Below are 23,712 nucleotides of genomic sequence, written 5' to 3'. Positions count from 1 at the left end.
AAATCGTTATAAATGCCTACTCAAAACACGTATTTCTACCTCTTTTTATTAATTCATTATTGGACTAAAACTTGCCTAGTTCTACTCTGCCGCTATTAATTCATTACAAGATAGGTGCCGACGCTTTTTTAGTACTAGACCCTCCACTCTTGCTCCCTTATTCCTAACCCTCCCCAATCACCTCAAATTTCAAATTCAACTCTTGACCCTGATCATCGAGGAGATGTAGCTGATGTAAACCGGGCATGGTGTAGATTCCTACCTGATGAACACGCCGCGTGCTACCGAGATATTCACCATCGAGGTGCCAATAAATGGTGGCTTTGCTGTCGCTATGAGCGGCCTCGAATACGGATTGACCAAACGTACCATCCAGCTCTTTAGGAATATAAACTTTCGCATTGGGTTGTGGATAGATCATCTCAAGTGTAGGCATACGGAGCATCTGATCACATGCCAATAGATATTTAGGAGGACTTTTATAGTTGGTGTTGTACTGGCGATAATACCAAGCCTGCACAGGTGGCAACACAAACCAGCTCTTGTGCACGATCTGATTCACATCGTAGCAAGAACTATTCACTTGATATTTTTCGGTTTGGTCGAGGTGGAGCAACTGATGATAGGTACAAGCTGAAGTGTTTTCTACTGTGATCGGCAAAGACTCTTCTTTTGTGTGTTCACAATAAGAGTTGGCTTTTTGTCCACTTTCTTGACAAATTTCGAACAGCTGCGTTTCGCTAGTAGGCACTTCTGCAAAACGATCACTCTCCAACTGCTCGAAGACTTGGAACATGAGCGGAGCGGCAGCTTTTCCGCCCACCAGCCCTGGCCGCCCTTCTCCATCGGCATTGCCCACCCATACACCCACGGCATAACGCCCATTGAGCCCAATGGCCCAAGCATCACGAAAGCCAAAGCTCGTACCCGTTTTCCATGAGATGGGTGTAGAAGATCTAAACTGCTCCCAACCTGCAAAATCATCTGGGCGATGCAGCCCTTTCATCGCTTCGAACATGGCCCAGATAGCACCAATCCCAAATTCCTTCGCCGCTTCTCCTTTTAGCGTTATCTCTTTGGGTTGCCCCAATAGATATTGGTGTGAAATGTAATTAACCCCGTCATACTGCGCTGTAATGGGCTGCCCAAGCGAATGGCGATACACTCGATACAAGTTGGCATACATATTCACCAGTTCCCAAAGGCTCGACTCTGCTCCTCCCAAAATCAAAGAAAGTCCATAATGATTGGCCGAATGAGTCAGGCTGTTCATTCCAATTCGTTTCAATTTTTGATGAAACTTTTGAATGCCATATTCCTTTAGTAAGAGTACAAAAGGAAGGTTGAGCGATCGCGTCAAGGCTTCATCGGCATGTACGGCTCCTCGAAACTGCAAGTCGAAGTTTTTGGGTGAAAACCCTTCAAAGAAAACTGGGTAATCACCAAGCAACTGTCTCGGTGTGATCTGCCCGTCGTCTATTGCTGCAGCGTATAGAAACGGCTTGAGCAAACTCCCCGTGCTTCGTTTAGCTTGGATAATATCTACCGACGGACTATGAATTTTATCCGTATCCACATTGCCCACATAGGCTTTGGTTTCCCCACTGAGCAGATCTACCACTAGTACTGCTCCATTGAAAATATAGTTGGCATTCAGGTTTTGCAGATGTTTTTCGGTTAAATCCGTTATATTTTCTTGCAGTTTTGGGTTCAATGTTACTCGGTTTCTCTTGTCTTGATTTCCCGCTTTGATCAACTCCGTGAGTAGGTGGGGAGCGATTTGTGGTAAATCATGGGGTTGACTAGGAAGGTCTTCGGCCTTGGACAGTTCGAGGGTTATCTCATCGATCAGTCCTTTTTCATATAGTTTAGTCAACAAAAAGTCACGCTTCTTTCGATAAACCTTTTCATTTTTTCCTGGAAACACGATAGAAGGTTGATTAGGCAAAACAGCCAGTGCAGCGACTTCTCCCCACGACAGTTGCTCAGGCGAACGGCCATAGTATCGCCACGATGCGGCAGTCAATCCCACCACATTTCCCCCAAAGGGAGCATGACTCGCATAGAGGTTCAATATTTCCTGTTTGGAATAAAAAAGCTCTAACTTGATGGCTGATAAAGTTTCTAAAAGTTTGTTCCAAATGGTTCTGGATGGGTTGCCACGAGACATGCGGATCACTTGCATAGACAAGGTGCTACCTCCTCGTTTGATGTTCCCTGCTCTGACATTAGTTAGCAAGGCTTTGATAATCGACAGGGGATTTACTCCCCAGTGATAGTAAAAATATTCGTCTTCAAATAACAACAAAGCGGTTTCAAATTTGGCTGGAAGGCTATCTACCACCGGAAATCTCCACTGGCCATCTCTGGCTATTCGCGCACCCAGCAGCTCGCCATCGGCACTCTCCATGGTGGTCGTATAAGGCTTGTCGAACAGCGGATCTGGCAGGGGAATCATCCACAACAAAACCGCCCCGAACAACAGCAGTTGCACAAGACGGTTTCGAAGAAGAGGTTCTAATTGGCGACTGACGTTCATCTATTCCACCACATTGACCCACTGTCCCGATGTACGTGCGTAAATGGAGTTGTCGTACATAGCTTCTATAGCTACTGCTGGTAGGTAAAACTTCCCTTTGTAAGACGCATTGAGTTTAATTTCAAAAGTTTTCTTCTCATTAGGTTTCAAGTCAAAATACTGCATGGCTCGATCGTCTCTGATGTCTAAGTAATCAGGCTGATCACCAGTATTAGCACCTGGTATATCGTTCAATCTGGTGTTGATAATTTCCCACCCCGATGGGAAGATCTGTGTCAAAGCCAAATCTCTGTACTCGCCTCTGACTCCTGGATGATGTACCGTCACTTGCGCCGTGAAATTGGTGCTCTGCTTCAGGTTTGACACTGACAAAGCATTTCCCTTTTGATCTTTATAACTCACGGTCATTTTTATGTTTTGAGCGCCTGTCTGTTCTTGACCTACTAATGGCACTCCTGTACGAATAAGACGAGCATAAAGAGGTGCATTACCCTTATTCTTGATCACCACGGGTTGCGATTTTTCGTTTTCGTCTATTTGAATCTGGGTCACATATTTCCCTTTTTGGAAACTTGCTACAGCACTACCTACATTCACGTCGAATTCCATGGATTCGTTGAGCTCGGCGCCTTTGGTGTAAGCCGCAATAGCTACTAAACTATAGGCCGTGGTCTGAGTGCTCATCCATTGTTTTTGATCTCCCATACGCTGGGCGATTTCGTCTAAAATAGGGTAGGCCTCTTCCTTGCGGTTCAATACTGCCAGTGTTTCTAAAATCATAGCACGGTCGCGCAGACGAGAACCGTAGGTATACGATGGCCCCTTGTAGTCTTCCACCGTTTTCGTCAGTCCATCGATCATAGTCTCTGCTGGTCCTTGATATCCCGCCAGGGCATAAGCCAAAGCCAGTCTCCACTTGGCCACGTTGCTGATGTTGTTCATCTCCTTCATGCGATTCATGGCACCCATCGCTTTTTCGTCGGCTAGTGCCAATGTGTATAATCGATAAGCCTGAATCAAATCATTGTCTCGTCTGCCACCTTTCGACCATTGATTGGCCTGCCTCTTCTGGTACTTCATCCATTGGCTCAATAAACCCTCTGGCACGGCATACCCTTTCTTTTTGGCTTCTAGCAAAAAGTGCCCGGCATAGTTGGTACCCCAATCATTTTCCTCCACGCCTCCTGGCCAATAAGCCATACCGCCATTGGCCGTTTGGAAGCTATTGAGCCTTTGAATAGCCGCTTTGATGTTGGTGCTGATTTTTTGCTTACGCTCCTCAGTGAGATACATAAATTCGTCTAAATACAATTGTGCAAAAACCGATGAAGTGGTCTGCTCGATACACCCATGTGGATATCGAATGAGGTATTGTAGTCTTTGTTCGAGATTGAGCGAGGGCAAAGACGACAGCTCGATTAGGCCGCCATTGGTTCCCTTCATTCCTAGTGGTGCATATGCGGCACTCCAACTTTCGCTTGCGCCAATCAGCTTACTTGCGACATCTACTACTTCGGGGTTAGACGCTCTTACGTCCAGCTCTATGTCGTGCTGAGCGGTGATGTTTCCTCCTTTGGCTGTCACATTAACCTTAGCAAAACCCAACGCCTCAGCAGCCTTTAACCTAAAGTAAACCACTTGCTCACCTGCTTTGCTGAATTTCACTGTTTGGGCTTTTTCTCCTACTACTTTTAGTTTTCCTTCTTCCTTTATAGAAACCGTCACTTGTTTGATTTTATCATCGTTTACAAATAAGGTGACTGGCAAATCCATTTCTTCTCCAGGCCCAGCTACTCTTGGTAGTGTGGCGAGTACCATCACGGATTGTTTCACGGCAGTGGTCTGATCTACCGCCCCATAGGCTCCTTCGTGTGCAGCTACTACCATGGTGCGGACGCTGCCCACATACTGCGGCATCGTGATCTCATGAGCGGCAGTTTCTCCTGCTTTCAAAAAGAAAGGCCCAAGGTATTTAACCACTGGTTTAAACCTGTTAGCCTTTTTGGCATCAGGTGCTTTCAACTCTCCATCGCCACCAATCGCCAGAAGCCTTTCTAATTTGCCTCCATAAGCGCCGATTACGTCATCATAAATATCCCAGGTTTTCACGCCAAGTGCTTCTCTGGCATAAAAACTCTCCCAAGGAGAGGGGGTTTTATATCTGGTTAAATCCAAAATACCATCGTCGACCATTGCGACTGAATACGCCATGGCACGGCCATTTTGCTCGCTTACTTTGACTTGGAAGGTCTGCTCAGGGTTGAGCTCTTTCGGCATGGCCAGCTGCGGCTTCAATATAGTATTTGGGTCAATCACCTCGACTGATTGGATGCCATACATGCGAATAGGAAGATCATTAGCTGTCTGAGCATGCGGCTGAATCATGCTGATGTGCACATATACATTGGGAGACATGTCTGCCGTGGCTTCAAACTGGACAGCTGTGTTTTTTTCTTCCGTTTCCACCCAAAACGTCTGGATCACTTTTTTGCCCGTTTCCAAACTCACCAATACACGCCCTCCTTTAGCACTAGGGAAGGTGAGTTTTATCAAATCACCTACCTGATATTTTTCTTTTTCTACTTCAAAGTTGAGCATGCTCACCCCGCCAGCGTCTCCTCTGGCACCTTTGCCAGCCCATCCGGGCCAATCCACATATACCACCTGCCCAGCACTGTGCCCTGATATAGGATCAGTCACTTTTACATAATATCTGCCCCAATCTGGGTAGTCTATTTTCAGATCCCAATTGCCTTCACCATTGGAGGTATTGATGGTGGTACTTTGTAGTGGTGTGTTGTACGATCTGCCGACATAGTTACCAATGTTGTCGTAGCTGTTGTCCCACCACCATCTCCAGTCTAGTTTGTATAGCTCTACTTCTACATTGCGGCGGCTTACGGGCTGGCCTTTTGCATCCACGGATACCACACGGATGTTGTGTTCTTCGTCTGTGAGCAACATGCCTCTTTTGTCTCCCTCAGGTGCTTTGAGTCCAACAAATGAGGTATATGGATAGTAAGGAATACTGACTTGGTCGATGCTGAAATTGCCCCCTTCTTCATATACCTTCCCACTAAAAGTGGCCTTTAGTGCGCCAGGAGGATTGTTTTCTACGTTGAGGCTTAGGTTTACTTTGGCAAAGCCATTGGCATCTAACCTGCCAGAAAAGACTTCTTGTCGCTCTGCGTAGAAATACTTGGATTCGTCGTCGAACTTGAAATTTGGATAATCAATAAAGGTGGTTTTAACTGGCGAAACGATCATTTCGTATTCGGCCTTGAGCCCACCTGCGGTAGCGCCATGTAGCCATTTTACACTTAAGTCTCCAGAGATGTTTTCGTCCAGCGCAGTAAGTCTCTCCTTTTTGAAATCCAATTCGATTTTAAGGCGATTAGGCTTGATGGTTTCTATTTTGAGTGACTTACTAAAAGTAGCTCCGCCTGCTTTTAGTACGGCCTGCCACCTACCTGTTGGCGCATCGTTATTGGTTTTGAGCTGAAAACTGTACATCCCTGAGGTGGCTTCTGTTTTCACCACTTTCTTTACCAGCTGACCTTGTGGATTGTTGAGTTCGAGCACTATAGGATAGCCTTTAGGCAATACACTTTCTTTATCTTCCAAAATAAACGTGAGGAAGATATCGTCTCCTGGTCGCCAAACCCCTCGTTCTCCATAGATAAAACCTTTCACTCCTTTTTGGATTTTTTGGCCCGTTACGTTGAAATTGCTCAACGACAAGGAAGATCCGTCATCGATTTTGAGATAGCCCATTTGCTCGCCAGATTTTGCGACAAGCAAAAACGGTTTGCCTTTCACTTTGACCTTGGCCTGTCCGTCTTTATTGGTGATGGCTGAGCCAATAGCCTGCTGCTGATAGTCGTACACCGCTAGACTCACGTCGGACAGCGGTTGGGTGTCGAGCATATTGGTGATGAAAACGTGTAGGTCTCCATGATCGCTCTTTTTGGCTACCAAGCCCAAATCTGACGCCAAAACTAACTTACTCGGCGTGCTGCGATACATATAGTAAGAGTCGCTGCAAGGATTTTCGCGCTCACGCCAATCGTAATTGTTGGACGAATAATAATTTTCATAGCCGTCCCAGTTGCTGCTTTCTTCTTGGTTGTCCCAATTATCGAGTGCTTCCAATTCACCTTCTTCAGCATTAGGGCAAAAGTAGGCTGACTGACTTTTGCGAAAGCTCAATTTGATCTGGTACATGGCACCGGGCTGCACTTTGGTAAACTCGGCAATATCGAGTGTATATCTATTCCACTCATTGAGATCGGTCACACCAGTCTCCAATAGGTTGATGGTTTTTCGGGCAATGGGGCGCCCCACTCGGTTGAGCTGATAATCGTCTCCCATGCTGTTGACCTGCAAGTATTGGAGTACATTGTCTTCGAAAATTTGCACCACAGTGACATCCACGGCTTTCAAACCCACAGCTTCGAATGGGATAATCAGCCCTTCTGAGTTAGGAATAATTGTTCCGCTGTTTACAGCCATTCTGACGTCTGGTTTGGCTTGCGTCAGTTCGAGCTCTTTGGTAAAATCTTCCTTCAAGGTATAACCCGCTGAGTTTTTAATCTTAGAGAAAACCTTAAGTTTAACAGTACCTTCCATTTCAGTGGTCGGGTATAGTTTCAGTTCGTTTTGATCTATCACAATGCGTGGTTCGCTATTACCCAAAGTGATGAACCCTTTGAGGTTTTGCTTAGGCATGAGTGGATCGGAAAACAAAACAGATATATAATCTTGCTTGCCACGACCAATATTGACAGACAGTACTTTGTAGTCGTTGATCGATGGGATTTCATATTTCAAATCATTAGTTTCATCTACTTGTATGGCTTGTCCGTCCCACGTGACTTGCACTTCACTTTTGGCTTCTCCTCTTTGTACATTTTCAATCACAAAGGCATGACGAGTAGGGGACTCATGTGCCCAGCTGATGGTCAGGTTGGACGAACCTTGCCTAGCTGAAAGGATTTGCTCGACTTGTGTGCTTTCTACGTTGTCGGCGGTTTGCACCTGACCCGTCAGTTTTACTTTCGTTAAATCCTGCGCATCATAGAGTGCCATGCCAAGCATTTTGACTTCGAAATTTTGTGGGATGGTTCGAAACCCAAATTTGAATTCACCTTTGTCTTTAGACTCAGGAAGAATTTTGGCTAATCGAAAGGTCACCGTGTAATTGGCTCCACTAGTTAGTTTTTGCTCGGGTTGAAATATAATCGTGCGGTCGTCTTCCCAGTAGGTTTTACCTTTGAGCTTGGGCTCAAATTGGAATATATCACTTCCCAACTCGGTGCCTGATTTGATTTCATCGACAGACTTAGCCAATTTGATTTTAACGTTAGACTGAGCCGAAATGACACCTGAGGTATAAGCCGAGATATAATCGACAAATAGGCTTTTGGCTTGGTCGAAATTGGGCTGGTCAGGTTCATTCTTCTGTGAACAACTAAAAATGAAACTGGCAACAAGTAAAATAAAGAGAAGTTTTTTCATGGTTATTTAGCAGGTTTTGAATTGGCCTTAAAAATAGAGGATTGGCTGTGAAACTTCTTGTTGAATCTTTCCAAAATTCTGACATTTTGGAAATACTGATAGATGAGAAGTAGAACATAAAACGACAATAGCTTCTTATCTACAGAAAGCTCTCACCTACTTCAAAAGATATTTCCACGTCAACGCAGCATTTCCATTCTCTATCTAGCCAGATTTACCTAATTTTGCCGTCCAATTATTTTGGCGCAAGCCACTCATACTAAGTACAAAAAGGATGGAATTGAATGCACTCACGGCGATCGCGCCTGTAGACGGAAGATATAGACGACATACCGCTCAGCTAGCGGAATATTTTTCAGAGTTTGGATTGATCAAATACCGGGTTCATGTGGAGGTGGAGTATTTCATCGCTTTGTGTCAGCACCCGTTACCGCAACTAAAGCATGTAGACAGTTCTGTTTTTGGTAAGTTGAGACAACTCGTGGTGGAATTTTCTGAGACTGATGCGCAAGCAATCAAGGACATCGAGAAAACTACCAATCACGATGTGAAAGCCGTAGAATACTTCATCAAAAAGAAATTTGATGATTTAGATTTAGCACCATACAAGGAATTCATTCATTTTGGATTGACTTCTCAAGACATCAACAATACGGCAATTCCTTTGCAACTCAAACATGCTGTGGAAAACGAATATTTGCCATTAATCAATAAAATCACTGGCACATTGATGGATCTCGCCGAAACATGGAAGGACATTCCTATGCTAGCAAAGACACATGGTCAGCCAGCCTCTCCTACCTTGCTAGGCAAAGAAATATTGGTCTTCCATGAGCGGCTCACACAGCAGATCAACATGCTGGATGGCGTAAAATATGGCGCTAAATTTGGCGGAGCAACTGGGAATATGAACGCTCACCATATCGCCTACCCAGAAGTGAATTGGATTAAGTTTGCTAACAACTTTGTGGACAACACTTTGGGGCTGAGAAGAAGTTACCCAACCACTCAGATTGAGCACTATGATGATATGGCTGCTTTGTTTGATAATCTGAAAAGAATCAACACGATCTTGATCGACTTTAGCCGTGACATCTGGCAGTATATCTCTATGGGCTATTTCAAGCAGAAAATCGTGAAGGGCGAGGTAGGTTCTTCTGCCATGCCACACAAAGTGAACCCAATCGACTTCGAAAATGCGGAAGGTAACTTAGGTATAGCCAACGCGAATTATGACTTCTTGTCTGGCAAATTGCCAATCTCAAGATTGCAAAGAGACTTGACGGATTCTACGGTATTGAGAAATGTAGGCGTGCCGATTAGTCACTCTTTCATTGCGTTGAAGTCATTAGAAAAAGGAATTGGCAAATTGGAATTGAACCAGCATGCGATTGAGTATGACTTGGATCAAAACTGGGCGGTGGTTTCCGAGGCGATTCAAACGATCTTGAGAAGAGAGGCCTATCCAGAACCGTATGAGGCATTAAAGGCGTTGACACGTGGCAACCAGGAAATCACGCATCAGGTGATTAAAGACTTTGTGGACACTTTGGATGTTTCTGATGAATTGAAGAAGCAGCTGAAGTCGATTACTCCGTTTAATTATACCGGGATTAATCCTTTGGGATAAATCCCTTCTTCGATCATTTAATCATATAAAATTAAGTCGTCATGCTCCGGTTTATCTGGGGCATCTGCTGGTTGAATGCTGACAGATTCCCTTGACAAGCTAAGGGAATGACGGTGATTTATTGAGCAGAGATCTGATTTAGAGTACAGCTTAAATCCCCCTAGCCCCCCTTTTTCTAAGTGGAATAACTCCCTCTTGGAGAAGAGGTTCATTCCTTAACGCAAAATGGTCATCGTAAAACCCTTGGCTCTCCTAGCAGGCGGGTATTCTGTCCATAATTCTCTTTAAAATAGACACTTTGCTTCCATAGCTAAGAACCAATGATAATTGGGGTTAATAGTATAAATGATTTTTTATACACTTGCCTTCTCAAATGATTAGAAATAAAGACCTCTAGCAGAGGTCATGAATCAATGTATAACTAAACTGACAGCGTCAATCGCTAGATCCTTGTGTGGGCAACAGTTATTCTTTTGCACCAATTCGATTTCATTGATTTGATTTTGATTCAAATCAATAGTCGTTAGTTGTTGATTCAAAGATTGCTGCTGATCATCTAATTCATGCGATTTCCCATTCACTAAAAGTACGAGTGGCTCTGCATTCAGGCTTTGATAATTTATATTGACCTTCATGTTTTGCATATCAGATTTGGGAACGTACCACTTCATTTTGACTACTCTATTCGTCCTGGTGATATAGCTCGTACCGCTTGTGCTAAAGTATTTTTCGGCATTATCTCCATTGAGGGCATACGTCCCGTCCTTACCTAGGGACACAAGGCTGGAAGGCTGATATATCGTCTCACGCTGATCATATTCCAAAACGATGACCGACACCGGGTCTATACCCAAATGTGCATTATTCACGGCAATTGAAACACCCGAATTTGATTTTTGTATGGGTAGTGGATTATCTGAATTTACCAGTGAGTATGCTTTTGAAAATTTTCCTTCAAGGTTTTTTACCACTATTGAATCCTCAGCGCTCGAAGACAGTACATTCAAAAATAACTTTCCTGGCTTTGAGGTAACGTATCCCCACTCCTGACTCTCTACAGGAAAGGCATCCGTAGCGTAAATAGCTTCACCATTAACCTCCAACCAATTTCCAATACCCAACAATACGTCTCGCTCAAATGGAACAATCGAACCATCGCCCCTCGGCCCAATATTCAGCAGGTAGTTGCCACCCGAACTTACAACAGCAACAAGATCCTGGACTTTTTCTTCGATTTTACTTGCGACACTAGGTCTTTCCTGCCATGATCGGTAGCTCCACGTTTCGTGAAACATCGAAGCGGGAGATTGCCACGGCACGCCCATTTTCAATTGTGCTTTTTTGTTGTCACCCATCACGATAAAATCCCCCTGGTCGTTCCAAAGACGACTACTGACCATACAATTCGGCTGCAATGATTTGACAAGGTCAGCGATTTCCTTGCTTTGCTCTGGCGTCGGGGCTCCCATATCAAACCACAATTCGGAGATCTCTCCGTAATTGGTGAGCAGCTCCCGAACCTGATTTAGATTGTATTGATGATGCGCCGGAGGTATAGAATCACAATTCCTTGTCGACTCGAAAGGCATGGCGCCAGGAAAATCCCAGTCGATGATTGAAAAATACACTCCAAAATCTATCCCTTGCTTGCGGCAAGCATCTGACAAACCTTTGATGATGTCATTTTTGTATGGTGTGGCATCCACCACGTCAAAGTCTGTGTACTTGGAATCGAAAAGACAAAAACCATCATGGTGTTTTGCAGTGATGACCACAGACTTCATTCCTGCAGCCTTCGCCAGTAACGCAACTGAATCAGGGTTCCAATGGATTGGATTGAATTGCTTCGTGAGTTGACGGTACTTATTTGTTGGGATCTTGGCGTGACCTTTTATTTGCTCGCTATATCCGCTGATTTGCTCACCATTCCATATGCCAGCAGGAATGGAATAGATCCCCCAGTGAATAAACATTGAAAATTTTTGATCCTCCCAGCTCAATCCCTCTTTTTGGGGTAGTGAGCTTGAGCTTTCTGTATTACCCTGCTGACAAGAACTTATGCCAACTAAAAAACCAAAAGCAACTAACAGTTGTAAAATAATCTTCATTGTATCTGTTCACTTAATGATTAAAAATTCATGATCTGTAAACATAAACCAAGGTGAACCTATTCTCTCCTATTGATATCGTATTGGACTATGGATTAATTATATCGGAGTGAATTCAGCTATCAATTCTGCCTAACCCTCATTATTTACCACAAGTGTTCTAAAATTCTATAAGTAGCCTGTTTTGAAATTATTTAAGCAAAGACACTCAAGGCTATTATAGTCCTAATACTGGGTATAAAATATTGTTTGATTTTATTCCGATCTTCATCGTTGCCTATCCCTTGAAATAGAAAAAAGATTTTTAGTGATTGCTTCAAATCCCCCTAGCCCCCTTTTTCTAAGGGGGAATCTGATTACCTAAAATTCATTTAGTTCTTTGCCGCATTTATTGCGGCATCTGTTTTTGATACTACTGTAGCCTGGTCTAACAGATCGCGGGACAAGCCCGCGAAGGGGCGTAATCACCCCCTACGATCTCCGCTACTCATGGCGCAGGCTTTGAAGCGCTTATTGACGGTGGCTCTCCACCAAGGGCCTTTGGTAAAAAACAGGATAGTTTTGGTGGTAGTATTGGTTTTGAACCTGTACCACCAAGGCCTAAATCCTTTTTCGGGTCTGTGTTCAATGCCATATTCAAACCCCATCTGATGGGTGACCTGCGTTGCACAAGGGTTACCAAATAAGACTTTGCCTCCATCTTTCACATAGATGTATCTGATCTTTTTCTCCTTAGGAAAATTACTTCGCTTATTTTCTTTCACTTTCTTATCCACCATCCTGGTAGGCATATCCTCATCCAGCGGTTCTTGAGCCCAAGCTGCAACAGGGGCGCAAAGCATCAAGCCAGTAAGCATCAAAAAGAAGGCGGATTTCATTGTCGAGCTATTAAAAAGACAAGATATAAACTGAAAGGGAAAGAAGGTAGTGTGCTAGAGGGAAATTATTCCTTCGATTTTAGCAGCTTCCTTATAATGTTCGATGATCTCGTCGCTCGAAGAAGCCATAATTTTGATTGTAGTACTTACATATTTTCCTCCACTTGATGGTTTCAGTATCACCTCGTGTTCAGAAAACTGCTTTTCTATTTGGCCTACTTGATCTGGCCTTACTATAAACTTAAACATATAGAGTGCTGGGAAACTATACGTAGTATCAAGTTTTTCTTTGAATGAGTCTGTAGCGTGATCCATATAAACAAAAAAAGTCCCGATCTACACCGGGACTTTAAATTTAAGATTTTATCAACTAAAAGAACTTATATCTTTCGTCTTTGATTTCTGCAAGGTCTTTGATCGTCTGGTCTACACCATAAGCAATTCTGCCCTGACGCTGCTGCAATACTTGCGTACGATATGATTCGTAATCTGATACCTCAGGAGCTTCTAGCTTGTTTACCATTTCGATGATCAATACGCCATTGTCTACTGCGAAAGGTTTTGTAGTCTCCCCATTTTGCATAGAAAATGCGGTACCGACAGCCTCTGGTGCGAGCCCTACACTTTTCAATGTGTTGGTGCTCAATTTCAACGCTGGCATGTTGTACACCTTAGCGCCTTGCCCATAAGCAGCTGCTATTTCGTCCAAAGCACCAGACTGCGCATTGAGTTTGTCCATGATCAACTTGGCCTTCTTCTCATCTCTCACTTTTTTAGTGATTTCGTATCGTACAGATTCCAAATCAGCCACACCTTCTTCTTGTTCTTCTGTTACGACAGCAATTACATACTGGTCGTCGATTTCGAATACTTCCGATACCTCATTAAAGTTGGCTGTATTGTATGCCCAGAATACTATATTTCTACCTTCTGTTACTCCTGTGATTCTTCTGTCGTTCTTACGAACTCTAGCAGCAGTTTTTATAGGCACATTTACTTCTTTCGCTTTCTCCTCTAGTTCTTCTAAGGTTGTAGCGCTCATAGCAAAGTTTTCAGCCTCTCTATAAAATTCGTTTCTAGTCTCATCGCTCACAAAAATATCTAAAGAGATTTTAGCGATTTTATACACTTTGTTCGTTTTGGTCTCAGTCACATCAATGATGTGGTAACCAAATTGAGTCTCAACCACATCGCTCAACAGTCCCTTCTTAGAGGCTGCAAATACAGCCTCTTGAAATGGTGCTACCATGGCTCCATCTGAGAACCAGCCTAGGTCACCACCTTTGGATGCTGTGCCGTCAGTGCCGTGTAATCTTGCCATTTCCGCAAAATCAGCACCTCCTTTGATTTGTCTGAGTATATCTCTAGCTTCCTTTTTAGCTTTAGCTTTTTCAGCATCTGTATCACTTGCCCATTTGAATAGTATGTGGCTTGCTCTAGCAGAATAAGTATCGCTTGGCGATATGGTAGATACCTTATAAATAGTGTAACTACCATTTTCTACTACAGGTCCTACAAATGCACCAGAACCCATTACTACATCGTCGCCTTGATAGACAGCTGGCAACTGACCAGGGGTATAAGCGGCAAAAGCATCTGAACCATCTGAATTAACTACTGCGAAAGTAGAATCATTGTCCGTATTGATAAGTTCTTGCTTCAGCTTCTCGATCTGCTCTACAACCATCGCGGTATCTTCGGCAGACGGTACTACATCGAACGATACATACTTGATCGTCTTAGATTCTTCTCTTTGATATTCTTTTTCGTGATCATCCAAATAAGCATTTAACTCACTGTCCGATACTTTGATCGCCGTATCTGCCATAGAGAGATAAGGCACATAGATATAATTGATCTCTGCGGTATTAGACTCATTTACATATTTAGACTTTGCTTCTGCTTCAGTCGCGTAATTGGTTTTGATCAACAGATTGTCGAATTTCAATCTCAACCTAGCTGGACCCAAGTTCTTTTCGAAGTTGTACCAATTGGCTCTCTGTGCAGGAGTCTGCTCGCCAAGGCTTTGCAAGAAAGCCACTACATTGTCTTTACTAAATTCTCCTGTTTGTGGATCAGAAAAAGCTTGTCTGATTTCAGGACTGATGTTGTCACCCTGTACCATATCTACGATTTCTTCGTCAGATACAGCTAGACCAATGGCGCTATACTCATTTTTGAATGCGTACTCCGCAACAAGCGCATCCCAAGTAAGGTTACGAATGTTTGTCAAATCGTTGCCAGTAGGCGTTCGTCTGTTGGACTGTGTCCAGTTGAATTCTATTTCGTCTTGCTTAGCTAGAAAATCCTGGTAGGATATCTTGGAGCCTGCGATTTCTCCGACGTTAGTTTTACCACCTCCTAGCAAGGTAGAATTTGGGCCTAATAGGTCAGCACCTACGAATGCCACAATTGAAAAACCGATCAGGAAAACAATAATCTTACCCCCCTTTTCTCTTAGCGTATTTATTGCTGCCATTGTATAAAATTGTTTAAAACGAAGCGCAAAATAAGCAAGACTGATGTTAATATCAAAATTTTCCTCTGCTTAGCGAATTGATTGTCACGCGGTTAAGTTGGGCGGATTTATTTTAAGGCGAACCTTTTCGATTCTGGCTTCTTCCATGTGTAAAATCTCAATTGAAAACCCCTCAAAATCAATGATTTGACCCTTTTCAGGCAGGTTTTCATTTATGGACAAAATGAGCCCTCCGATCGTGTCAAAATCTCCCTTGGGCAAAGACCATCCATAAGTTTCGTTGAGGTAAGTGATTTCTTGTCGGGCACTTAGCAGATACTCTTGGTCGTTCAGCTTTTCTTCGAGCAAATCTGACTCGTCATGTTCATCATGTATCTCTCCAAATATCTCTTCGATAATGTCTTCAATACTCACAATACCAGAGGTACCGCCATATTCGTCTACCACCAATGCCAAAGTCTTGTGATCGGTAATCATCTGCAGTAGCAGCTCATTGGCAGGCATGGTTTCGGGCACGATAATAATCTTGGTCAAGATACTTTTAATATCCGTCGGTTTTTTGAAAAGCTCAAGCGAATGACAATACCCAATTACATCATCAATAGACTCGTCGTATATGATAATCTTGGAGTGACCACTTTCTATAAATTGATTGTTGAGGTCATCGATACTAGCGTTTACATCTACGGCTATTATTTCCGTACGTGGGATCATACACTCTCTTACTTTGACGGTTTTAAAACCTAAAGCATTGTTGAAGTATTTGGTATCTACGTCTTGCTCCGCTTGATCTATTCTATCTGCTGCAATTTTTTTGATGTAATTGTTGAGGTCGGTCAACCCAAACACAGGGATTTCATCTGAATAATTTAGCCTTAGCAATTTCACAATGAAGAATTTGCTAGCAAGCACAATCAAAAATACCGCTGGGCTAAGGATATAATATATTACTAAAAATGGTACGGCAAGAAAAGATAGCAGTCGGTAGGGGTTGACCAAGAAAATACTTTTGGGAATATATTCTGCGGTGAATAGTACTATAATGGTAGATATAATGGTCTGTAGCAACAAAATCACAAGGTCGTTTTGAAACTGTATGGGGAGCACCCGTTCGAACCAAGGGTCGAGCAGCATTGCCATAAATATACCATATATGACTAAGGTCAGGTTATTGCCTATCAGGGTGGTCGCGATGAAGTTGGAAGGCTTTCGTGCAAACTTGGAGAGAATGCGGGCGGAAATACTCCCTTGCTGTCCTTGCAGCTCGATATGAAGCTTATTGGTCGTAATGAAGGCTATTTCTAACCCTGAAAATAAGGCTGAAAAAATGATACAAATGAGAATTACTCCGACGAGATAGGGGTCCATAAGGCTATTTCTTGTCCTTTTTTAGTTTGTATAAAAGTATAAGAGAAATACTTAGCATAAAAATCCAATAAGAATGCATGAAGCCTAAAGTCATCATTTGGTGCACACCAATAATGAAAAAGGTAGCTGATAAAGCTAAAATGATGATTGGTAATAATTTATTCATCGTCAGTTGTCTTCGGTTTCTGCGGGGCCTACTGGCATAATACTCATCGTACCGCTTGGCTTCAAAATGGTATATTCTTCAAAGTTTTGACTGGCTTCCAATCCTTCACCAGTCATCACTTCATCTTCGGTTTTGATGGTCACAAAGTTGTCTGTATAGATTTGTTCTTTGGCTGGATCCCAATTGAGCAGCTCCGTGGACAATTCGTCTCCGCTAAATAGGCTCCGCATGATTACATTTCCTTCTGCTTTATAATAATCTTCTTTGGAAAAATAATAGCCTTTGTCGGCCACCAAAGTAGACGTAACCAAGCCAATAGGGCTATAAAACCTAAGATAAATCCCGTCAGGAAAATCCCTATCTTGATTGGCAAGTTGTAACTGGGTACGTGCTACAAGCCGTAACTTCACAATAGCCGAATCCGATACGAGCATATCGATATTTCGCATCGTGACTTCTGGCCCATCATAGAGTTCATGATCCACTTTTTTTTGCTCTTTGCATCCGCATAAAGCGCTCATCAGGCAAACAACAAGTGCGATTTTTTTCATCGAAACAAAAGTGATCATTAATCTAAAAATAAAAAAGCACTCTGAGGGACTAACTACCTCCAGAGTGCTCTTTTAAAAAAGTTTTTTTTTAAGGTCTTCTTTCCAATATTACTGTTTCATTGATCCAGCAACCTACTGTCATCGACTGACCTTCAGTAAGTCCCAATTCGAAAATTTCTTCGATTGAAGGAAATTGCTCCTTAGCGCTGTTCATTGCATTTTGATCACCTGCTTTTTTGTATTGGTTGTATGCTGCGATAAATACCAATCGGTCATCTACTTTGCTCACACCCGCTTTGCAGTCATTGTAGCTCTGCATGTACAAGTTGCCAATCAACGTGTATGCTTTACTAGCAGAAGGGTCGTTGGCCAATGCTTTTCTAGCATTTGTTCTTGCTGCAGACTTGTTGCCGTTAGAGGCATACATTTGAGACATGCTTAGATAAATTTCAGATTTTTTCAAATTGTCATCGGTCAATTCTAATGCTTGCGTATAATATTCGATCGCTTTGTTCATGTCTCCACCAGACGCATGCTTTAGTGCGATCACTTTAGCTAATCCAAAAGCAGGTTCTGTTTCATAAACAATCTCCGCAGCCTCTACGAAAGTAGGGCTATCCGAACATTTAGCACTTAGCATCAACTGAAACACCTTTTTTGCCATTTTCGGATCCTTATTTTCTCTCATCTTAGGTGCTAATTTGTCCTCCACAAACTGACAGTCTACTGTTACTGTAGCGGTCAACAGTTTGTCCACATTAGCCTGAATTTTTTCTAGCCTTGGTACATTACGGCCTGTTTTGATCTTACCATCGATCACATCTGAGATCATCCCATACTTATCGATCACTTCTTCGTCGGTAATGGCCCCACCACTCAACTTGTACCTTCTTACCACATCCATATAAGCCATCAAGTTGTTATCCAACGTTTCTGCTTGGTTCATATCAAATGTTTTGTCAAACAAAGTCATCAACTCTTGATATTTAGATTTGTTGCCTTTGTAATATTTGTATGCAGTAAATGCCTTTCTATTGAGTACGTTTGCTTCGTCTCCAAAATATTTGATACGATCATCATACATTTGAAGTGCCTTTTCTTGAAGTGCTACTTTTTTAGCAGGGTCAGATTCTGCATCTACCAGTCCTTCATAGATTTTAGCTCCATTGATATATAATGATTCGTTGAGGTCAGGAGCATTATCTAGCAACCATTGGTGTGGTGCTTGTGCTGTCGCATATTGTTTGCTTTTTACAGCGTCTACATACAATGCGTTTTTTTCCTTGGCCGTCTCCACATCCTCTGGCCACTTCCATCCCTGCTGTGCAATTGAGATCGTATTTATCGCGATAAATAATCCTAACAGTACTAGCTTTTTCATATTTTCTTATTTTTTATAGTCTTTCTCTGTTTTACCCAACAGAAGTAAAACGTGCTGGTATTACAAACGAAAGCGCAACATAATAATTAATTATATTTTCTTCTAACAAACCATCGATCATTGATGGTAGCACCTAGCACAAATTTGAAGTATTGCTCTTTTACTAAAGCGCCAGAAGCTTGTCCTCTTTGGCCATATTTAAAGGCCATATTGACTGCGGACACTCCTTTCACAGGGAGTGACCAGCCAAAATTAATGCCAAAATTATCCACAGTTTCTCCATTTATTACAAATGGCTCCTGTTTATAGTCTACACCTAAACGATATTGTACTCGTTTAAAGTAGTTGTTTACATCATTAAATTTCGGAGTGAACTCAAGGCCAATCCCTGCGTACCATGTACTTCTGTAAGTTTCATTATCATCCGCAAACCCTGCTTTTTCATCCCAAAAAGAGCGTTTAACATCAAGGCCAATCGTTAGCTTATTTAGCTTTTGCCAAGAAAAGCCGACACCAAGCTCTGCTGGTAGCTGGTAGCTGCCGGGCATATCAAGCAATAAGGTATCGCCTGGTTGTGCGGTGCCAGTACCGGTTTCGTACTGATTGCGCTCCAGTCTTTTCCCATCTAAAGAATTACCCATATCGTACGTAGCACCAAAGTTAAGCACGTCTTTATCATTCAGCGCCATTCTATATGCTCCACCAAAACCTAAATTAAAACCAGAATAATTGGTTTTGCTATAATGACCTGTTGGAAATTGCTGGGTGATCCCGTCTCCTTCCAAGTAAGTAGCGGTCGTACCTTCAATCAAACCAAAAATGAATGACGTTCTAAGTCCGACAGTCAACCCTTTGACTATTCTCACCCCATTAGAGAAGAAAACTTGGTTTAAGCCTCCATCGCCCTCAAAATCGATAATGGCATCTGTAGTAGTACCGTCTACTGGTTGGCTGGTCGAAAAAGTGTAGTTGACTGAGCTATAAGGCATCAAGCCAAGGTTAGCTGTCCAGGTTCCAGACATAATTGGAAAAGCAAAAGTGAGGTACTTGAGACCCCCACTGCCCACTTTGATAGAATTGAGTTCGTTCGAAATGGTTCTGTTTTCGCCTTCCATTCCTATTTCAAAAACCGTGAGCGCGTTGTATGGAAGTAATGCAGGATTAACAGTATTAATATGCCAAGTAGAGGGTGTAGCAATGCCCACACCGCCCATGGCGCTATTGTGAGCTAGCCCCATACTATTTTTATCCCCAATGCCAATGGCTGTGTATGGTGAATAGGTAAACTGTGCTGAAACAAATTTGCAGCTCAACAAAGCTGCAAAAGTCAATAACCATTTAAATCTTCTCATTATACTCCAATATCCTGTTCAATCCGACCAACACCAATTTAGGGGATGCAAAGATGGATGCTTTTAATTTAGATTCAAAACTATTTAGTCCCCTGCCACACATAATCACTTCTAAATCAGGCCATTTGGCTTGATAACGACTAATCATACCATCTAACTCTTCCGTTATACCATTTAACACCCCACTTACCATAGATTCTTTCGTTGTCGTTCCAATGAGTTCGGCTGATTCCCACTCGGTAATTAAAGGCAATTTTTCTGTGTAGCTGTTCATGGCTTTAAACCGAAGATCGATACCTGGAGAAATACTGCCTCCATGATATATGTTTTTTTTATCCAAAAAGTCATAGGTAATACATGAGCCAATGTCGATGACCAAATTGTTTTTCCCATGACTGATCGCTTCGGCACCTGCCAAGGCAGCTATTCTATCTACTCCCAGCGTATGTTTTGTTTTATAATGATTCTCAAACGGAATTGGTGTGCTTGCCGACAGAATATTTATTTCAAAATCTTGGAGCAGCGAGAGAAATGGATCTACAGAAGAGGCAACCGAACAGAACATAATCCGTATAGCTCCACTTTGATTCACTATAGAAACGACTTCTTCTACCGAATGACAAGTCCAGTCTTTCTCCAAATGAGAATGATTGAATAGCCCCACTTTGATAGATGAGTTGCCAATGTCGATGGCTATATTTTTTGTTCGATGGCTCATTGGAAAATTACATAGTTATTGTACTTTTTCTATACGGTGAAATTAATAGGAGAACTGATTACGTACAAAAATTGTAAAATATTAATACTTCAATTTGGTTTTACGCCAACAGGCAATATCTTTATTGTACCTTTTAAGGCGTGCTGTGAGAAGATTTAAAAAATTCTATCTTGAAACTAAAATGATCGGTTCAGATTTTATATAATTGCCCTCATTTATTCTATAGCAGTATGTACAAATATTTGGTTCTTTTTGTTTTGTTGAGTTTCGGCCTGAAGGGGTACGCCGGCATTGAAAGTACCAATAAAGAATCTACAGCTGTAACCTCTGTCGCCTCAACAGCCGACACTACAGAAATAGCTAGTGATGATGCACATCATCACGCACCAGGTTGGAGTGTTATCCCATTTGCTTTATTGCTAATCATGATAGCTACTGGCCCGTTGTTTTACGAGCACTTTTGGCACAAAAATTACCCTATCGTAGCTTGCGTTTTAGCTAGCTTAGTCGTCTTATACTATCTATTTGGTTTACACAATGTTCATGCTCCAATACATGCACTAGCGGAATACGTCCAATTTATCGCCTTGCTCAGTGGCTTATTCATTGCCTCTGGGGGCATCATGATCGAAGTAGACAAAGAGGCCAAACCAATGACCAACGTGATCATTCTTTTGATCGGTGCTCTGATTGCCAATATTATTGGTACAACAGGGGCTTCGATGCTCCTCATTCGTCCATTCATTAGGCTTAATAAAGACAGAATCAAACCTTACCACATTATCTTCTTTATTTTCATGGTAAGTAATATTGGTGGTTCGCTGACTCCTATTGGTGATCCTCCTTTGTTTTTGGGGTTTTTAAAAGGAGTCCCGTTCTTCTGGACACTTGAACACAACATTATTCCTTGGCTTTTTGCCTGTTTGGCATTAGCTGTTATCTTCTACTTCAAAGACAAAAGAAACAAGTCTAACTACAGCTTCGATAGTGACGAAGCACCCCCTGCTAATAAAGTTACTTTCGTAGGCACGAAAAACTTTGGCTGGTTAGCAGTCATTGTAGGAGCCGTGTTCTTAGATCCGAATGTATTGGACTGGGTGCCTGCAATACATTATGATGGTCAAAAATTTTCCTTCCTGCGTGAAATCATCATGCTTACTTGCGGATTTCTTTCCTACAAACTAGCTGATCAAAAAGCCATTCAGGGAAATGAGTTCAACTTCGAACCTATTCGAGAAGTTGCCTTTATTTTCATTGGTATATTCGGAACCATGATGCCTGCTTTGGAGCTGGTTGGCAACTTTGCCCAATCAGATGCAGGTGCAGCCATGATCACGCACAATACGTTGTATTGGGGGACAGGATTGTTATCTGGCTTTTTGGATAATGCCCCTACTTATATCAATTTCTTGACGGCAGCTTTGGCCTCACAAGGAGGCTCTATCTCTACTATATCCGATGTTGTAGGGTTTTCAAATGGAGAATTTGTCAATTCAATCCTGTCTTTGAAAGCTATTTCTATCGCTGCGGTATTCTTTGGCTCTATGACCTATATCGGCAACGGACCAAATTTTATGGTGAAGTCTATCGCAGAGCAGGTAGGGATAAAGATGCCATCCTTTTTTGGCTACATCATTAGATTTTCTATTCCTATTCTCCTACCGCTATTCGTGCTGGTCTGGTTGATCTTCTTCTATTGGGGGATTCTTTAAAAACCCACGCTTCTTTTTAAGTTAAAGCGCGAGCATTTTGACAGCTGTAATGGCCGCTTCATCTCCTTTGTTTCCATGTTTTCCGCCAGCTCTATCTATTGCTTGTTTTTGCGTTTCGGGAGTCAGTACACCAAATATTACTGGCTTGTCGTATTTGAGAGATACATTAGTAATACCATGAGCAACTGCGTCGCATATGAAATCGAAATGACGGGTCTCGCCTTGGATCACACACCCCAGACAGATCACAGCATCTACGTCCTCTCTCTGGGCCAGCTTTTGTGCTCCTAGGCTGAGCTCAAAACTACCTGGTACGTCTACTCTCACAATATTAGTCGCTTGTGCGCCGTGCTGCTTTAGTGTCTCTACCGCTCCATTGTATAGCGACTCGGTTACTTCCTCGTTCCACTCCGATACTACGATGGCAAATGTTTTGTTGGAAATGTCCAATACATTTTTAGAACTGTAGTCGCTGAGGTTTTTAAGATTACTAGCCATGGCTTTTAATTTTGAATAATAAGTAAGTACTATTTTAGTTTTGTCAGAAAAAAAGGGAGGAGTTACAAACCCATCCCTTTTCAAATATTTTATTCTAGTAGACTTAGTTAGTCAATCCTTTTAGTCTAGCGATTTGTTTTACAGATTCTTGGTATTCAACCACGCCATAAAAATCATCCACTATTGCCTGATAATTATCTTTGGCAGCACTCAAATCTCCGGCTTGCTCATTGGCAATAGCCGCTTTTACTAAATAAGTAGGGCTAAATTGCTTGTTGGCATTGTAATCAGCTGCTTTTTCGTAATTAGCTGCCGCTTCTCCAAACTTGCCTAACTCCATTTGTGCATCACCGATAAGAGCATAAGCTCTCGCTTGAATCACATAATCAGAGGCACTAAAATCACTCAAATATCTCACAGCATTTTCGAAGTCTCCAAGTTTCAGATAAGTAGCCCCTGCATAATAATTAGCCATATTGGCAGCATCGGTCATGCCGTACTCACTGATGATCTCTAGGAAGCCATAGTTGTTACCATCACCATTTAAGGCTTTGCCCAAACTGTCAGCTTCAAAATAATACACTGCCTGAAACATATCTCTCTGAGCATTATCATTTTGCCCTTTGATATAATAGCTGCTAAACATGTAACCAACGATAGCTACTAGGATGATACCTGCTAATACAGACACAATCGTTTTGTTTTTTTCGATGAACTGCTCTGTTCTCGATAGCTGCTCTGCTATTGCTTCCGGATTCTCAAACAAATCATGATCGTGATTCTCCGTACTTTTTCTCTTTTTTGTCATTCTATTT

The 23,712-nt window shown here is 42.4% G+C and carries 15 protein-coding genes; 2 read left to right on the top strand and 13 right to left on the bottom strand.

Annotated features, from left to right (window positions below):
• Positions 1-163 precede the first annotated feature (163 nt).
• On the bottom strand, positions 164-2,539 hold the full coding sequence (gene pbpC, locus N7E81_RS05315) for a penicillin-binding protein 1C (RefSeq protein ID WP_263052247.1): 2,376 nt from the start codon (positions 2,537-2,539) through the stop codon (positions 164-166).
• Positions 2,540-8,056, bottom strand: a complete 5,517-nt coding sequence (locus tag N7E81_RS05310) for an alpha-2-macroglobulin family protein (protein WP_263052246.1) — start codon at positions 8,054-8,056, stop codon at positions 2,540-2,542.
• Between the two features lie 274 nt (positions 8,057-8,330).
• Between N7E81_RS05310 and purB the strand changes: the two genes are divergently transcribed.
• Positions 8,331-9,686, top strand: coding sequence for an adenylosuccinate lyase (gene purB, locus N7E81_RS05305; protein ID WP_263052245.1), 1,356 nt, complete (start codon positions 8,331-8,333; stop codon positions 9,684-9,686).
• Positions 9,687-10,096: 410 nt separating this feature from the next.
• On the opposite strand, the gene N7E81_RS05300 is transcribed toward purB, so the two are convergent.
• From N7E81_RS05300 to N7E81_RS05260, 9 genes are all read right to left on the bottom strand, one after another.
• On the bottom strand, positions 10,097-11,794 hold the full coding sequence (locus N7E81_RS05300) for an alpha-L-fucosidase (protein WP_263052244.1): 1,698 nt from the start codon (positions 11,792-11,794) through the stop codon (positions 10,097-10,099).
• Positions 11,795-12,258: 464 nt separating this feature from the next.
• The gene (locus N7E81_RS05295; RefSeq protein ID WP_263052243.1) at positions 12,259-12,672 is read right to left on the bottom strand and encodes a hypothetical protein; all 414 of its coding nucleotides are present in this window, start codon (positions 12,670-12,672) and stop codon (positions 12,259-12,261) included.
• 54 nt (positions 12,673-12,726) lie between these two features.
• Complete coding sequence (locus tag N7E81_RS05290; protein WP_263052242.1) at positions 12,727-12,987, bottom strand: DUF493 domain-containing protein; 261 nt, start codon at positions 12,985-12,987, stop codon at positions 12,727-12,729.
• A gap of 55 nt (positions 12,988-13,042) precedes the next feature.
• The gene (locus tag N7E81_RS05285) at positions 13,043-15,151 is read right to left on the bottom strand and encodes a peptidylprolyl isomerase (protein WP_263052241.1); all 2,109 of its coding nucleotides are present in this window, start codon (positions 15,149-15,151) and stop codon (positions 13,043-13,045) included.
• Positions 15,152-15,235: 84 nt separating this feature from the next.
• A complete protein-coding gene (locus N7E81_RS05280) occupies positions 15,236-16,519 on the bottom strand; it encodes a hemolysin family protein (RefSeq protein ID WP_263052240.1) in 1,284 nt (427 codons plus the stop codon).
• Positions 16,520-16,687: 168 nt separating this feature from the next.
• Entirely contained in the window at positions 16,688-17,236 is a 549-nt protein-coding gene (gene lptC, locus N7E81_RS05275; RefSeq protein WP_263052239.1) for an LPS export ABC transporter periplasmic protein LptC, read from the bottom strand.
• A gap of 88 nt (positions 17,237-17,324) precedes the next feature.
• Positions 17,325-18,617 (bottom strand): tetratricopeptide repeat protein, encoded by a 1,293-nt coding sequence (locus N7E81_RS05270; RefSeq protein ID WP_263052238.1) that lies wholly within the window; start codon positions 18,615-18,617, stop codon positions 17,325-17,327.
• A gap of 86 nt (positions 18,618-18,703) precedes the next feature.
• Complete coding sequence (locus N7E81_RS05265; protein ID WP_263052237.1) at positions 18,704-19,969, bottom strand: hypothetical protein; 1,266 nt, start codon at positions 19,967-19,969, stop codon at positions 18,704-18,706.
• Positions 19,956-20,687: a type III pantothenate kinase gene (locus N7E81_RS05260; protein ID WP_263052236.1), complete on the bottom strand. Its 732-nt coding sequence runs from the start codon at positions 20,685-20,687 to the stop codon at positions 19,956-19,958. Before N7E81_RS05260 ends, N7E81_RS05265 begins: the two co-directional genes overlap by 14 nt.
• Positions 20,688-20,917: 230 nt before the next feature.
• Here N7E81_RS05260 and N7E81_RS05255 point away from each other — a divergent pair, with 230 nt between their 5' ends.
• Positions 20,918-22,399 (top strand): sodium:proton antiporter, encoded by a 1,482-nt coding sequence (locus N7E81_RS05255; RefSeq protein WP_263052235.1) that lies wholly within the window; start codon positions 20,918-20,920, stop codon positions 22,397-22,399.
• Between the two features lie 21 nt (positions 22,400-22,420).
• Here N7E81_RS05255 and ribH read toward each other — a convergent pair whose 3' ends face one another.
• Together ribH and N7E81_RS05245 are read right to left on the bottom strand one after the other, a co-directional pair.
• Complete coding sequence (ribH, locus tag N7E81_RS05250; protein ID WP_263052234.1) at positions 22,421-22,897, bottom strand: 6,7-dimethyl-8-ribityllumazine synthase; 477 nt, start codon at positions 22,895-22,897, stop codon at positions 22,421-22,423.
• A gap of 103 nt (positions 22,898-23,000) precedes the next feature.
• Positions 23,001-23,705: a YfgM family protein gene (locus N7E81_RS05245; RefSeq protein WP_263052233.1), complete on the bottom strand. Its 705-nt coding sequence runs from the start codon at positions 23,703-23,705 to the stop codon at positions 23,001-23,003.
• Between the last annotated feature and the right edge of the window lie 7 nt (positions 23,706-23,712).

It is taken from the genome of Reichenbachiella carrageenanivorans, from assembly GCF_025639805.1.
Classification (GTDB): Bacteria; Bacteroidota; Bacteroidia; order Cytophagales; family Cyclobacteriaceae; genus Reichenbachiella; species Reichenbachiella carrageenanivorans.
The sequence above is the reverse complement of the archived record's forward strand: the minus strand, read 5'-3'. Positions and strand labels throughout refer to the sequence as shown.